General features: G+C 54.7%; 11 protein-coding genes. 6 read left to right on the top strand and 5 right to left on the bottom strand.

The annotated features are described in order from the left end of the window. The first annotated feature begins 56 nt into the window (after positions 1-56). On the top strand, positions 57-1,235 hold the full coding sequence (carA, locus tag Enr10x_RS06615; protein WP_145105265.1) for a glutamine-hydrolyzing carbamoyl-phosphate synthase small subunit: 1,179 nt from the start codon (positions 57-59) through the stop codon (positions 1,233-1,235). Positions 1,236-1,441: 206 nt separating this feature from the next. Further along, positions 1,442-1,909: a nucleoside-diphosphate kinase gene (ndk, locus tag Enr10x_RS06610; protein ID WP_145105262.1), complete on the top strand. Its 468-nt coding sequence runs from the start codon at positions 1,442-1,444 to the stop codon at positions 1,907-1,909. An 89-nt stretch (positions 1,910-1,998) separates the two neighbouring features. Here ndk and sucD read toward each other — a convergent pair whose 3' ends face one another. Together sucD and sucC are read right to left on the bottom strand one after the other, a co-directional pair. After that, the gene (sucD, locus tag Enr10x_RS06605) at positions 1,999-2,877 is read right to left on the bottom strand and encodes a succinate--CoA ligase subunit alpha (RefSeq protein WP_145105259.1); all 879 of its coding nucleotides are present in this window, start codon (positions 2,875-2,877) and stop codon (positions 1,999-2,001) included. A gap of 112 nt (positions 2,878-2,989) precedes the next feature. Then, positions 2,990-4,177, bottom strand: coding sequence for an ADP-forming succinate--CoA ligase subunit beta (sucC, locus tag Enr10x_RS06600; protein ID WP_145448496.1), 1,188 nt, complete (start codon positions 4,175-4,177; stop codon positions 2,990-2,992). Between the two features lie 261 nt (positions 4,178-4,438). On the opposite strand from sucC, the gene Enr10x_RS06595 reads away from it, so the two are divergent. Together Enr10x_RS06595 and Enr10x_RS06590 are read left to right on the top strand one after the other, a co-directional pair. Then, positions 4,439-4,870 (top strand): RbsD/FucU family protein, encoded by a 432-nt coding sequence (locus Enr10x_RS06595; protein WP_145105253.1) that lies wholly within the window; start codon positions 4,439-4,441, stop codon positions 4,868-4,870. A 1,075-nt stretch (positions 4,871-5,945) separates the two neighbouring features. Beyond that, a complete protein-coding gene (locus tag Enr10x_RS06590) occupies positions 5,946-7,286 on the top strand; it encodes a transposase (RefSeq protein WP_197997309.1) in 1,341 nt (446 codons plus the stop codon). 289 nt (positions 7,287-7,575) lie between these two features. Here Enr10x_RS06590 and Enr10x_RS06585 read toward each other — a convergent pair whose 3' ends face one another. Further along, complete coding sequence (locus Enr10x_RS06585) at positions 7,576-8,862, bottom strand: adenylosuccinate synthase (RefSeq protein WP_145105247.1); 1,287 nt, start codon at positions 8,860-8,862, stop codon at positions 7,576-7,578. Positions 8,863-9,104: 242 nt separating this feature from the next. Between Enr10x_RS06585 and Enr10x_RS06580 the strand changes: the two genes are divergently transcribed. Further along, complete coding sequence (locus tag Enr10x_RS06580) at positions 9,105-9,488, top strand: response regulator (protein WP_145448495.1); 384 nt, start codon at positions 9,105-9,107, stop codon at positions 9,486-9,488. 210 nt (positions 9,489-9,698) lie between these two features. Here the strand turns inward: Enr10x_RS06580 and Enr10x_RS06575 are convergent, their stop codons facing one another. Further along, positions 9,699-10,043, bottom strand: a complete 345-nt coding sequence (locus tag Enr10x_RS06575; protein ID WP_232093251.1) for an REP-associated tyrosine transposase — start codon at positions 10,041-10,043, stop codon at positions 9,699-9,701. A gap of 689 nt (positions 10,044-10,732) precedes the next feature. Here Enr10x_RS06575 and Enr10x_RS06570 point away from each other — a divergent pair. Beyond that, positions 10,733-11,761, top strand: a complete 1,029-nt coding sequence (locus Enr10x_RS06570) for a glycoside hydrolase family 43 protein (RefSeq protein WP_145448494.1) — start codon at positions 10,733-10,735, stop codon at positions 11,759-11,761. 224 nt (positions 11,762-11,985) lie between these two features. On the opposite strand, the gene Enr10x_RS06565 is transcribed toward Enr10x_RS06570, so the two are convergent. After that, positions 11,986-13,437, bottom strand: a complete 1,452-nt coding sequence (locus tag Enr10x_RS06565; protein ID WP_145105231.1) for a hypothetical protein — start codon at positions 13,435-13,437, stop codon at positions 11,986-11,988. Positions 13,438-13,946 lie beyond the last annotated feature (509 nt).

The raw sequence follows: 13,946 nt of genomic DNA, 5'->3' as shown, positions 1-13,946 counted from the left end.
TAGAACATATCAGATTTGACCCGATTTTCTTCAAACTCTCGAGATCAGTGTAGACAATGCAGAAAACAGCGAAGTTAGCCCTTGCCGACGGCAGCGTATTCACAGGGACGGCTTTTGGTGCGGACGGAGAAGTCCACGGTGAAGTTGTGTTCAACACGAGCATGACCGGTTATCAGGAAATCCTGACCGACCCCTCTTACTGCGGACAGATCGTCACCATGACCTACCCGCAGATCGGAAACTACGGCATCTCCCCCGAAGATGTAGAGTCCGGCGGTATCGCACTGCAGGGCTTTATCGTACGGGAACTCTGTGAAATCCCCAGCAACTATCGCTCGACGCAGACCCTCGATGAATATCTGAAGGACGCCGGAGTCATCGGCCTGCAGGGGATCGACACCCGCGCTCTGGTTCGCAAGATCCGAACTTCCGGCGCCATGACCGGTGTACTCTCCACTGTCGACCTGGATGATGAATCGCTGGTCAAAAAAGCCCAGAGCAGTCCGCAACTGGCCGGTCAGGATCTGGTCAGCAAAGTTCTGCCCGCCTCTTCCTGCGAATGGGAAGAAGGCCTGCACCCGCTGGCACACAGCAGTTCGACCCACTCCCTCTCCGGCAAAACCGTCACCAGTATGGCCGAAGGGGAAGATCAGCCGGAAAGCTCCTACCACATCGTCGCCATTGATTACGGCATGAAGTGGAACATCCCCCGCCACCTGAAACAGCTCGGCTGTCGCGTGACGGTTCTCCCCGGAAACTGCACCGCGGAAGACGTGCTCGCCCTCAATCCGGACGGCGTCTTCCTCTCCAATGGTCCCGGGGATCCGGAACCGCTGACCTATGCCATCGACACCATTCGTGCCCTGCTGGGTAAGGTTCCGATCTTCGGGATCTGCCTGGGACATCAGCTGCTCGGCCTGGCCTGTGGCTGCAAAACCTTCAAGCTCAAGTTCGGGCACCGTGGCGCCAATCAGCCGGTTCTCAACGAAGATACGAAACAGGTGGAAATCACCTCTCAGAACCACGGCTTCGCCATCGACCCCGAATCCATGCCGGAAGATGTGGAAATTACCCATATCAATATGAACGACAACACCGTTGCCGGGCTCCGTCACAAAACCCATGCCGCTTTCAGTGTGCAGTACCACCCTGAAGCCTCTGCAGGGCCTCACGACAGCCACTATCTGTTCAAACAGTTCTTTGACAGCATCTGTGAAACCCGGGTTTCTTCCTGATCGACACATTTTATCCTATATATCAGGGTTGAAATGAATCGCCATTTTCATTTCAATTCACCTCGACAGGCGTGGAAAATCCGTACCAGCCAGACATCCCCCGCCAGAAAACACATATTCCCAAAATACACACACATTGAGTACATCGAGGGAAACAGACTCCCTCCGTTTCATACAGACCATCGACTTGATAGAAAGAACTCCACATGGCTCTCGAACGAACGCTGATTCTGATTAAACCCGATGCGGTCCAGCGCCGGCTTGCCGGTACCATCCTGACCCGCTTCGAGAACAAAGGCCTCAAAATTGTGGGCCTCAAACTGCTGCAGGTCACCAAAGAACTCTCAGCCGAACACTACGCAGAACATGTGGAAAAACCGTTCTACCCGCTGCTCGAAGAATTCATCACCTCCGGCCCGGTCATCGCCATCGCCGCAGAAGGCCCGGAAGCCATCTCCGTCGTCCGCTCCATGATGGGTTCCACCAACGGTCGCGAATCGGCCCCGGGCACCATTCGGGGTGACTTCGGCGTCAGCCGCCAGATGAACCTTGTCCACGGCAGCGATGGTCCCGAAGCCGCCGCCCGCGAAATCCCGATCTATTTCAAGCCCGAAGAGCTGCTCGATTACGAAACCTCTCTCGGCGGATGGGTCTGTGCCGACGACGAAAAATAGTCGCCCGCCACTCCCTTCAAGTTGATTAAACGAAAACAGGGCAACCGGAATCAACCGGTTGCCCTGTTTTTTTCAGTCTCTCCAGACGCTTAAGCGGCTGCTTCAATGGCCCGCTTGACGGCAGAACCCATGTCGGCCGGGCTTTCGGCCACGACGACACCGGCTGCTTCCAGGGCGGCAATCTTCTCATCCGCAGTACCACTGCCGCCGCTGATAATCGCTCCAGCGTGCCCCATCCGTTTTCCGGGAGGCGCTGTCTTACCAGCGATGAAACCGGCAACAGGTTTGGTCACATGCTCTTTGATGTATTCCGCTGCTTCGATTTCAGCGGTTCCCCCGATTTCCCCGATCATCATGATCGATTCTGTCGCAGGATCATTTTCAAACATCTCCAGCAGATCGATGAAGGTCGTCCCGATAATCGGGTCACCACCAATGCCGATCGCCGTAGTCTGTCCCAGTCCGATGTTCCCCAGCTGCCAGGCCGCTTCGTAAGTCAGCGTACCACTCTTGCTGATCAGCCCCACAGAACCGGGCGTATGAATGTAACCGGGCATGATGCCGATCTTGGCGATGCCGGGAGTAATCACACCCGGGCAGTTCGGGCCGATCAACCGGCTCGGTTTGTCTTTCAGGTATTCCATCACCCGCACCATATCGGTCACAGGCACCCCTTCGGTAATCGCGATGATCAGTTCCATGCCGGCATCCGCGGCTTCCATGATCGCTTCGCCACAGAACGGAGGCGGCACGAAAATCAGGCTGGTATTAGCACCGGTCTTTTCGACTGCCTCTTCGACGGTGTTGAATACCGGGAAACCATCAACCTCGGTTCCCCCTTTGCCGGGAGTCACTCCCCCCAGCAGCGGTGTGCCATATTCCCGGCACTGCTGGCTGTGAAACAGCCCGGATTTACCGGTGATCCCCTGGCAAATGACGCGTGTCTTTTCAGTAACTAAAATACTCATAATCTGTCACCCTTGCGGGAAATGTGTTTTATTAAAAGATGGCTAAGATCGCTTTTTGCAAAACAACCACGTCACACGAGCAGCGACCTGACAGACAGGTCGCCCGCCTGTCCTAAGAACTCAAAGTGGCCACAACCTTCTGAGCGGCATCGGTCAGGTCCGTCGCGGAAATGATATCCCGACCACTCTCTGCCAGCATCGTCCGGGCAGCTTCCACGTTGGTCCCTTCCAGTCGTACGACCAGGGGCACCGTGAAACCGACTTTTTCGTAGGCTTCCAGTAACGCGGTCACGATCGTATCACACTTCATGATCCCGCCGAAAATATTCACCAGAACCGCTTTCACATTCTCATCTGCCAGAATGATCCGGAACGCTTCGGTCACCTGATCCACGTTCGCTCCGCCGCCCACATCCAGGAAGTTGGCCGGCTCGCCGCCGTGGTGTTTGATCAGGTCCATCGTGCTCATCGCCAGGCCGGCTCCGTTCACCAGACAGCCGATGTTGCCGTCCAGTTTGACGTAGCTCAGACCCGCATCGCCCGCCTGGACTTCTGCTGGATCTTCTTCAGTCAGGTCACGCAGTTCGTCAAATGCTTTGTGACGGAAGAGTGCGTTATCGTCGAACGACACCTTGGCGTCCAGTGCAACCAGTTCACCTTCGCCGGTAATCACCAGCGGGTTGATTTCGGTCATGCTGCAGTCGTTATCAATGAAAAAACGGCTCAGCTGGCAGAAGAACTTTTCTGCGTGCCGAACCGTTTTGCCTTCCATTCCCAGTTTGAATGCCAGCTTACGGGCCTGGAAACCGAGCAAGCCGGTGTGAATTGAAAACGGCTCGCTCAGAATCTTTTCCGGGGACTCTTCGGCGACGACTTCGATCTCCATCCCCCCTTCGGTGGAGAGAATCATCACCGGGCCGCCTGCTTCGCGGTCGATCACACAACCCAGATACAGCTCTTTGGCGATATCCAGTCCCTGTTCGATGAACAGTGTGTTGACCTGCTTTCCTTCTTCGCCGGTCTGGATGGTCACCAGGGTCGAGCCCAGCATGCGTTCGGCGTTCTCGCGAACTTCCTCCGCAGACCGCGCCAGCACCACACCAGCCTGCTCCGGATGCTCTTTGAAACGACCTTTTCCGCGGCCCCCGGCGTGGATTTGTGACTTCACAACCACCAGCGGACGATCCAGTTTTTCAAATGCGGCCACCGCTTCATCGACGGTCTTCGCTATGATCCCCTCAGGTACGGGAATCCCGGCTTCGCGAAACAATTGTTTGGCCTGATATTCGTGAATTTTCATTGATTTTTCAGACTTTCTCCTGAAAATTTGCTACCGATGAGTATAAGCGGTGTTCACTCTGCCGAGCCCACAGCTTGAACTCAAGCCATCATAACGGGATCACAGCAGCATATCCAGCAAGCCATCCTCGCGTTCGACGTAAAATTTCTGCATAATGGAAATCACATTCGCCAGCCCCTTTGATTCTGCTTTTTGAGTTGTCAAAATCAGTTCATTCACTCACATCAGCCAGCCACAACATCAACCGCAAAGGTGAACCGCATGCTCAAAGGAATCCCTCCTGTCATTTCTCCTGATCTGATGTACGTTCTGATGAAAATGGGGCACGGCGATGATATCGTCCTCGCCGACGGTAACTTTCCCGCCGACTCCCACGCCCAGCGCATCATCCGTCTCGACGGTCACGGCGTTCCGGAAATCCTGGCCGCCATGCTCCGCTTCTTCCCCCTCGACACCTTCGTCGACCAGCCCGCCGGCCTGATGAACCCCGTCGATGATCAGGCAGCCGAGCCCCCCATCTGGCAGACCTACCGCGAACTCATCCACCAGCACGATGACCGCGCCCCGGAACTGGAAAAAATCGAACGTTTCGAATTCTACGAACGCGCCCGCCAGGCCTACGCCATCATCGCCACCAGCGAAACCGCCCTGTATGCCAACCTGATCCTCAAAAAAGGGGTCGTCGTCGCATAACCGTTCCCGGTTTTCACTGCACAGACTGTACTTGATCCGCTCCTCCCGAATCGTATTTTCTCCCAGTCTGGATCGCGGGTGGTCATACACCGGAACATCGCCAACCAGTGACTCAGTTGCACCTGAATCACCGTCGATTTTCACCCGCTTTCCACGGGAACATTTCGAACCAGTGCGAAATGTTCTCCCCTTTTTGGGGGGCCAGAATTGGACAAAATCGGGGACAGAATTGGACACAATGGGGACAAAAACTGGACACAATCTGGCCACATTTGGACACAATTTTGTCTTGATTCGCCTGCGCCGTTGAACGAAATCCGATTCATCACCTGACGCTGCCTTTTGCCACTTTCGGCTCGATCGACAGTGTTTGAACCAGAATAAAATCACCAAAGCCCCTTCCATGGTACAACCCCATTTCTTTCTAACACCATCGTAGAATGCAGTCCTGTATGCCCCCTGCTGACCGGCTTCGGTCCCTGCGACGAGTGCACAGAAACCCGGTTGCCATCAACCATCATAAGCAGAGGCCCCACCCGGAAAAGGTAAAAATCCGCCACCTGTTCCGATTTGACTTCCAATTGTGAGGGTGAGCCCGGATGCAATCCGGGCCGAGCACAGCGAGCAGGAGGTCCCAGTGAAATCAATCCATTCAGAACAGTTACACCGATCGCCTCACGCGCCGGGTGGCACTGTTGGCTTGCCAACAGTGATCGAGTAACTATCCCTAATCAAAAGAAATAAGGGGTGCCCCCGGATGCAATCCGGGCCGAGCGCAGCGAGCAGGAGGTCCCAGTGAAATCAATCGATTCAGAGGAACGGCGCCAACCTGCCCCTTCAGAAAATGAGGTTAGCTCACCTGTATCAGAAAGCATGCACCGCAACCTCCTGTTGCCTAACGACAACCTCGAATTACATTCGAGGCTACCCGGAAAGTTGCGTCATAACAGCCGGGTGGCACTCAACGCGGGTAACGATTCTGTGTAAGTTAAATAAATCTTGATGCGGACAACCGTTAGGTTGTTTAATGCAGGTGCTAACCAAATTGCACTCATGCCAAGAAAGGACTCTTGGAATGCCGCATCAAGATACCGAGCATCTTCGCATAAATATTCAGTCAATGAAAGCGATTTTTGACAGGCTGATTCCCTGCGAAACGTCTTCCCTGGTACGTCACGGCAATGCCTCTCTGGATCCGGGCTGGTTGGCTGCGGTTGCCATTCTCTGCATGGGCTGGACTGCCAAAGGAACACTTGGCGAAAGGGTAAAAACGGCCTACACGGTTGCCGGTGAGCTCTTTCAGGTTTCGACGACAGTGACACGACAAGGGCTGATGAAAGCTCTGGCGAACTACGGACAGCCATTGGTGGATCTGGTGATTCAACATCTTTCCTCAAAACTGGGACAATGGAAGGGCTATCGAACCACAGCAGGCAAAGTCACTCTGGCCGTGGATGCCACCAAGTTCTCTGCGCCTCGCTCAGCAGCCAATCAGCGTGAATTTGCACCAGGGATCCATCATAGAAGGTCGGCGAAATACCGCAAAAAAGCCGATGAATCCAAGGCGTTAACCGTTCAACTGTTAACGACCGTGCTCTGGCATCTGGGCAGTGGGTTACCGTTTCGCTGGTGTATTCAGGGGGCAGCTGGCAGTGAGCGAATTGCGGCCCGGGAAATGCTGGAATCCCTTCCAGAAAATGTCCGACTGGTTGGGGATGCGCAATATACAGGTGCTCCGCTGTGGTCAGCCATCATGGAGTCAGGGCATTCTTTCCTGTTTCGTGTTGGTTCGAACGTAACCCTGTTAAAATCACTTGGTCAGTTGAAAATTCGTGATGGCTTCGTCTATTACTGGCCCGACTCTATGCAGCGTCGAGACCAAAGCCCGCTGGTCCTGCGTCTGTTCCAGATCCATAATGGCAGGAACAAGATCTACCTGGTGAGCAACGAATTAGAAATGACCGATGCATGTGCCTGTAAATTATATCGTCAAAGATGGGGGATTGAGGTTTTCTTCCGCTCAGTAAAACAATCCTGTGAACGCAGCAAGCTATGTTGCCAGACGCCTGTAAATGTCATCACAGAATTAAACTGGACTCTGATCGGAATCTGGGTTGCGTTATTTGTCGGAAAAGACATGTTGCATAAGCAGGGAACGAATCTCAAAAAACTCAGTCCGATCAAAGTGATTCGTGTGTTTTCTCAGGCTGTCACGATAATTGCCTGCCATGCTCAGCAATGGGCGCCATTAACCGACCTGCTTTCGCAATCCGTGCTCGCCGAAGAAAAACGGCCGAATAACAGAAAAGCAAGCCGGGGACATCCGTGTAAGAAAAGGAAACGGCAATGCGGAAAACCAACTATCATTCAGGCAACAACGGATCAAAAAAAACTGGCGAAAATCTATCTTGAATAAAAGTCGTTACCCGCGCCGGGTGGCACTGTTGGCTTGCCAACAGTGATCGAGCAACTATCCCCAATCAAAAGAAATAAGGGGTGCCCCCGGATGCAATCCGGGCCGAGCACAGCGAGCAGGAGGTCTCAGTGAAATCAAGCGATTCAGTGCAAAGAAACCTCTCCCCAGCAGAAGATGAGGGACGAACTCTCACAACAGAAACCGTGCTCCACAACCTCCTGTTGCCTGCGGCAATACCGGATTACATCCGGTACCCCCCGGGAACATCTGAGTAAACCACGAATCCAGCCTACTTCAGCAGAATCGTCTGTTCCCGGTCCGGGCCGACAGAAACGATCTCCACTGGCTTGCCGATGATTTCTTCGATCGCCTTGATATACGCGATCGCATTCTCAGGCAGATCTTCCATCTTGCGGATGCCGGTGATGTCTTCCTTCCAACCCGGAATCGAGCGATACACTGGTTTCGCCTGTTCCAGGTCCAGAATGTGGCTGGGGAAGTCGGTGACCTGCGTCCCGTTCACATCGTAGGCTTCACACACCTTCAGTTCGTCCAGGCCGCTCAGCACATCCAGCAGCATGACGGCAATGCAGTCCACGCCGCTGATATTCGCCCCGTAACGGGTTGCCACGGCATCAAACCAGCCACACCGACGCGGACGTCCGGTGACGGTACCATATTCATTTCCCACATCGCGAATCCGCTGCCCGATCTCATCGTGCAGTTCGGTCACGAATGGTCCGCCGCCCACGCGCGTCGTATAAGCCTTCACCACGCCGATCATCTTGCTGATATAGCGTTCGGAAACCCCACTCCCGTTGTGAATTCCACAGCCCGAACTGTTAGAGGAGGTCACGTACGGAAAGGTACCGTGATCGATATCCAGCAGACTCCCCTGGGCACCTTCGAACAGAATCTTCTTCTGATCGGCGACCGCTTTCAGCAGATAGGCACTGGTATCCACCACGTGTGGCTTCAGAGTCTCAGCATAACCGGAATACTCTTCGAAAATCGCGTCGACACTCAGCGGCTCCGCTTCGGGATCGAGGGCCTGGAAGATCTTGCTTTTGTAAGCGACGATCTCTTCCAGACGGCTGCGGAAAAAGTCCGGACGCATCAGATCGCCCATCCGGATCGCATGCGTGCGGCTCGCTTTGTCCCGGTAGCAGGTTCCGATACCCCGCATCGTGGTGCCGATCGCCTTGTCCTTGCGGCTCTTTTCGAAAATGCTCTCTTCCTGCATATGATACGGGAAGATCACATGCGCCCGGTCGCTGATCAGCAACCGGCTCGGCTCAATCGGACCGTTCTGGTCGACGATCGAGGCCATTTCCTTCAAAAACGCCTGGGGATTGATCACCACACCGCCGGTAATGACGGAGGTCACGTTCGGGTTCAGCACCCCGGCCGGCAGCAGGGAGAGTTTATAGGTCTTGCCGTCAAATTTGACTGTGTGGCCTGCATTATTGCCCCCCAGGTATCGCACCACAATCTCGTGCTGCTCGGAGAGTAAATCAACAATTTTGCCCTTGGCTTCATCGCCCCACTGTAACCCGATTACCGACGTCGCTGACACAAAACTATCCCATTGCGTGATTTAAGAAAAAACGGATAAATAAACTTCGATACCAGTTCCACCCGGAACCGGCGGCAGCGCATTCCACGCGCGCACCGGCCCATTTTATCGAACCGGCTCCGGTTTGGGGAGCGCCACACGTCCGCTGGATCTTAATAATTGGATTTTCGCCACCGGGGGTGATATAATACCTTCTGCACACTTCCTCAGCGCGGCCTACACCAGGAATTTACGTCAGGCTAATGAACACTTCTCCTCAAAAACGAGTCCTGATCATCGACGATGATGAAGGCCTTACCGAGCCTTTGCAAATGGCGATTGAAGCAGAAGGCTACCAGGTGATGGTCGCCCATGATGGCAACGAAGGCCTCATGAAAATCGAACGCGACGCCCCCGACCTGGTCCTGCTCGATCTGGTCATGCCCCGCCGCAGCGGGTTCGCGGTGCTCGATAATATCCTCATCAACAGCAGGCACCGGACCCCCAAGATCGTCATGGTCACCGGCAACAGCGAACCCAAATACCGCGAACTGGCCCTCGACCGCGGCGTCGACCGCTTCATCCCCAAACCCTACCACATCGAAGACCTCGTTAAGACGGTCAACGAACTGCTCGCAACAGAATAAACAGTTCCCTTATAAAAGGGTGAGCCCGGATGCAATCCGGGCCGAGCAAAGCGAGCAAGAGGTCCCGGCGAAAGCGATCAGTTCAGAGCAAAGTCACCGACCTCACCATTTAGAACGTGAGGCACGTCCTTACACAACAGAACGTAACTCCCGCAACATCCTGTTGTCTCCGACAACCCCGGATTGCATCCGGGGTCACCCGGGGAAAAATTAAAGCTCTGGCCATCCAATGGGAACACCGACAGATTTGCCTGACACAAAATGTCTTGCAGAACTCCAGCGCCATTCGGTGATATTTTCCACAAACCCTTTCTTCACCGGGTTCATGTGCATGTAAGTAAGCTTCTCTTCGATTTTCGCTTCAGTTTCAATCTCAAAGGAATAATATCGCTTTTTCCAGAGTGGATCTTCCTTGGGAAATTTTTTTGCATACTGACTGGAATCAGTCAAAAACAATTTGATTGAGCGACTGGAGCTTCGTTTCCAGTCTCGTATGAAGGCACTGAGTTCACCAATCCTGTCAAACCAGACCAGGGCATGCACATGATCAGGCATAATTTGCGTTGTGTCTTAACAGTTCGTGATTCAGCGTTCCCAAAACACGACGTTTAGCTCCATCATGATCCAGGTAGGTACGATTTTTATAACAGGAAAAAGTAATGAAATGGACGTATCGCCGATCATCAAACCGGGTTCTTTTGTTCATCTCTTCATATTAACAAAAGAAAATGCTACCCCAACTTGATTTTCGAAAATATAGTGGGTGAGCCCGGATGCAATCCGGGCCGAGCAAAGCGAGCAAGAGGTCCCAGAGAAAACGATAAATTCTGAACTCAGGCACCAACCGCGCTCTTCCCAAAACTGAGGCACGCCCTCCCACAACAGAACAAGTGCTCCCGCAACCTCCTGTTGTCTCCGACAACCCCGGATTACATCCGGGGGCACCCAAACAGATTTGATACGAAATACATCGGGTGAGCCCGGATGTAATCCGGGCCGAGCGCAGCGAGCAAGAGGTCCCTGCGAAAACGATCAGTCCAGAGCAAAGTCACCGACCTCACCATTAAGAAAGTGAGGCACGTCCTTACACAACAGAACGTAACTCCGCAACCTCCTGTTGTCTCCAACAACCCCGGATTACATCCGGGGGCACCCTTTCGATAGTAGATCAGAACCAAAACACCCGTTAACATTGAATTCAGTTAATAAAAACACAAACTGATCCACCAAAAAGAGACGCTCCCATGAATCCGCAAGCGCCCTGCATCCTGTTTCTCACACTCTGCTGTTTCCTGACGAACCTCTCCCCCCTCGCTGCAGCAGACAAACCCGAAAACACCTCCCGCCAGATCTTCCTGCTCCCCTACTTCCTCGGAAACGGTGAAACCGGCGTCTACCTCGCCTTTAGCACCGATGGCCTGCACTTCGACTGGCTCAACGACGGCAAGGTCGTTATGCCCGCCCCGAAGTGGGGTGAAGAAAGCCTGACCCGCGATCCCTCCATCGTCTATCACGACGGTAAGTTCCACATGGTCTGGACCACCAGCTGGAAGTCGCACAGCATCGGCTATGCCTCTTCGAAAGACCTGCTGCACTGGAGCACGCCCCGCAAAATTGTCGTCTGGCAGGCAAGCGACGGCGCGAAAAACACCTGGGCCCCTGAAATCCACTGGGATCCGGAGCAGCAGGAATACCTGATCCTCTGGAGCACCACCCTCGAAACAGAACTCAACGATCAGGACCACAGCCGGGACCAGCACGGCCACGACCACCGGCCCTATGCCATCCGCACCCGTGATTTTAAAACCTTCACAAAACCAAAACTCTTCTATAGTCCGCAGCCGGAAATCAGCGTCATCGACCCTTTCATCGCCCGAGACGATCGAAATACCCCCGATCCCGCCGACGACCGCTGGGTCATGGTCATCAAAAACGAAATGCCTGCCGACCAGGGAGGCAAAAACTTAAGGCTCATCTTCAGTAAACACATGCAGGGTCCTTACGGCACCACCCTCGGCCCGCCCATCGTCGGCGCGGGCACCTCGATTGTCGATACCATGGGCGAAGGCCCTTCCCTGTTCAAGCACAACGGGCTCTGGTATCTCTACTGGGACGCGCCCGGCAGCCGGTTCTCCTACTGCCTGGCTACCAGTGCCGACCTGGAAACCTGGACCAACCGCACCCCGGAAATGACCCTCCCCGCGAAACAGATGCGCCACGGCACCGTCTTCCTCGCCCCGGAAAACGCCATCGGCTTTCCACTGAAGAAGTAGAAATTCATCTGGCGAGAACTGAAGAATGGGTGAGCCCGAATGCAATTCGGGCCGAGCGCAGCGAGCAGGAAGTCTCAGCTCAATCGATCAATTCAGAGCAAAACCACCAACGACTCTCATTCAGAAAGAGGAATCCCGCCCCGCAACAGAACGCGCCGGGTGCCACTGTCGGCTTGTCCGACAGTGATCTAGCACTCTGTGAAATGCAGTGGCAACTCCCCCCTTCAATCCATCAGCCGCGGATTATACTGCCGCGGCCCCGCCCGATACCCCGTATACTCCGCTGCTTCCCAGGGGCGAGACGTATAAATATAAATCGCCGTCGACGTCGGATCCCACAACACCAGCTCCTCCGCTTCATCCCCGCACAGGTTCGCGGGAATCGCGTGATAGAAGCCCATCCGATGCACCTTCCCGCCCCCCGGTGGCGGCAGCCCAGGCAGCGCTGCCCCTTTCAGTGTTTTCAAATCCCATAACCAGCCCCCGTTAAATAACAGGGCCGCCCTGTCAGGTCCCTGCCAGTAAACCGGCTCCATCCCCACATTGGTCGGGGAATCATTCAGCTTGAAGCGGCTGACAATCTGATTATTCTGACTGCTGACCAGCAGCGCTTCGGGCGTATGCCCGTTGTAACGCAGCACCATTTCCGGACCGGGCAGATCATCCCGCAGGTTTGCGACACGAACCTCCTGACCGTGCGGCACTTCACCTTCGCCCAGAGACAGCACCACTTCTCCCTCTGCTCCCATCACGTGTCCGAACCCGGAACAGATTGCCCGCTGCTGCCCCGCATCCCAGACCGTGATCACCACCGAATCCATATTCCGCCCCAGCTTCTGCTCCCAGAGCGGCTGGCCGTCATTGTCGATCACAAAATACCCGCCGTTCAATTCGTCGCGACCATCCCCGTCAATGTCCCCCACCGCCGGGATATAGGCGGGACAGTGGCTGTATTTCACCCACCTGGTCTGATAAGTCCACAGCACCTGCAACCGTTCATCCAGCGCCACATAGGTGTCGCCCAGCTTGACGACAAGATCCCGGGGCGTCGGCGTCCCTCTGAAATTGGCAATCAGCAGCCGCTGATGCACCCAGTTTGCCCCTACGGGATCTTTGCGCCGCCGCGTTGTAATCTCGACGGGAGCCGACTCGCGCACGACCTTTCCAGTACGACCATCGCGAATCTGCACCACCACATCAGCGAGGGACTGCCAGTCCGCTTTGACGTCCGGCCGCGGACGGTGCCAGAAACAGATCACATCAGCCGCGCCATCCCCCGTCATATCATGCAGGGCCACCGACATCGGCCGCGAAGGCTGATTGCCCCCTTTCCCGACAGACCACAGAACCGAACCGTCCTGCTCAAACGCGCCCAGGAAGCAGGGTTTCATGCCCCCCATATGCGCACCACGCGGCGCACCATGTTCACAGCGATAAACCAGAAAGTCGCACTGTCCGTCTCCATTCAGGTCCCCGATCCGGACATCACCACCAAACCGGTGGTTCTTACGCTCAACCAGAAAGGCCTCGGGAATCGCCAGCCTCTGATACAACAGCGCCTGCACACCGGGCAGCAGTTCCTTGGGAGAGGTCCCTGGTTCTGCAGCAGCCACCAACTGAAATGGAGACACAAACCAGCAGACACACCAGGCGAGCAGCAGACCGCGTTGTTTCATCGTTGACATCCGCATAAGAGTGAAATGAAGTCCTGATTTAGACAGAAAACCAGCATTTCAGAGTAAACCACAGCGGACAGTGATTCAAGCTGTCATTGATTTCACACGTAACAAATTTCCGCCCCGGAATATATAACTGGCCCTGTTAAAATCGGGTGGGCCCGAATGCAATTCGGGCCGAGCGCAGCGAGCAGGAGGTCTCAGCAAAATGATCGATTCAGAGCAATGCAGCCCACATCTCTGCTTCAGAAGGTGAGGCACGCCCCCCCATAGCAGAATACGTGCTCCGCAACCTCCTGTTGTCTCACGACAACCTCGAATTACATTCGAGGCCACCCAACCAGGTTTAATCCAAAATACATTGGGTGGGCTCGGATGGAATCCGAGCCGAGCGCAGCGAGCAAGAGGTCCCAGAGAAAACGATCGATTCAGAGCAAAGTCACCAACTTCCCTACTCAGATCGTGAGGTGCGCCACCAAAACAGAAAGCGTGCTCCGCAACCTCCTGTT

Source organism: Gimesia panareensis, from assembly GCF_007748155.1.
Taxonomy (GTDB): Bacteria; Planctomycetota; Planctomycetia; order Planctomycetales; family Planctomycetaceae; genus Gimesia; species Gimesia panareensis.
This window is presented reverse-complemented; position numbering and strand designations above follow the sequence as displayed.

Coding starts and splice junctions, on each gene's coding strand:
- Enr10x_RS06595 (WP_145105253.1), top strand. CDS start 4,439: ATGCTCAAAGGAATCCCTCCTGTCATTTCTCCTGATCTGATGTACGTT.
- Enr10x_RS06580 (WP_145448495.1), top strand. CDS start 9,105: ATGAACACTTCTCCTCAAAAACGAGTCCTGATCATCGACGATGATGAA.
- Enr10x_RS06575 (WP_232093251.1), bottom strand. CDS start 10,043: ATGCCTGATCATGTGCATGCCCTGGTCTGGTTTGACAGGATTGGTGAA.
- Enr10x_RS06570 (WP_145448494.1), top strand. CDS start 10,733: ATGAATCCGCAAGCGCCCTGCATCCTGTTTCTCACACTCTGCTGTTTC.
- Enr10x_RS06590 (WP_197997309.1), top strand. CDS start 5,946: ATGCCGCATCAAGATACCGAGCATCTTCGCATAAATATTCAGTCAATG.
- sucC (WP_145448496.1), bottom strand. CDS start 4,177: ATGAAAATTCACGAATATCAGGCCAAACAATTGTTTCGCGAAGCCGGG.
- carA (WP_145105265.1), top strand. CDS start 57: ATGCAGAAAACAGCGAAGTTAGCCCTTGCCGACGGCAGCGTATTCACA.
- ndk (WP_145105262.1), top strand. CDS start 1,442: ATGGCTCTCGAACGAACGCTGATTCTGATTAAACCCGATGCGGTCCAG.
- sucD (WP_145105259.1), bottom strand. CDS start 2,877: ATGAGTATTTTAGTTACTGAAAAGACACGCGTCATTTGCCAGGGGATC.
- Enr10x_RS06565 (WP_145105231.1), bottom strand. CDS start 13,437: ATGAAACAACGCGGTCTGCTGCTCGCCTGGTGTGTCTGCTGGTTTGTG.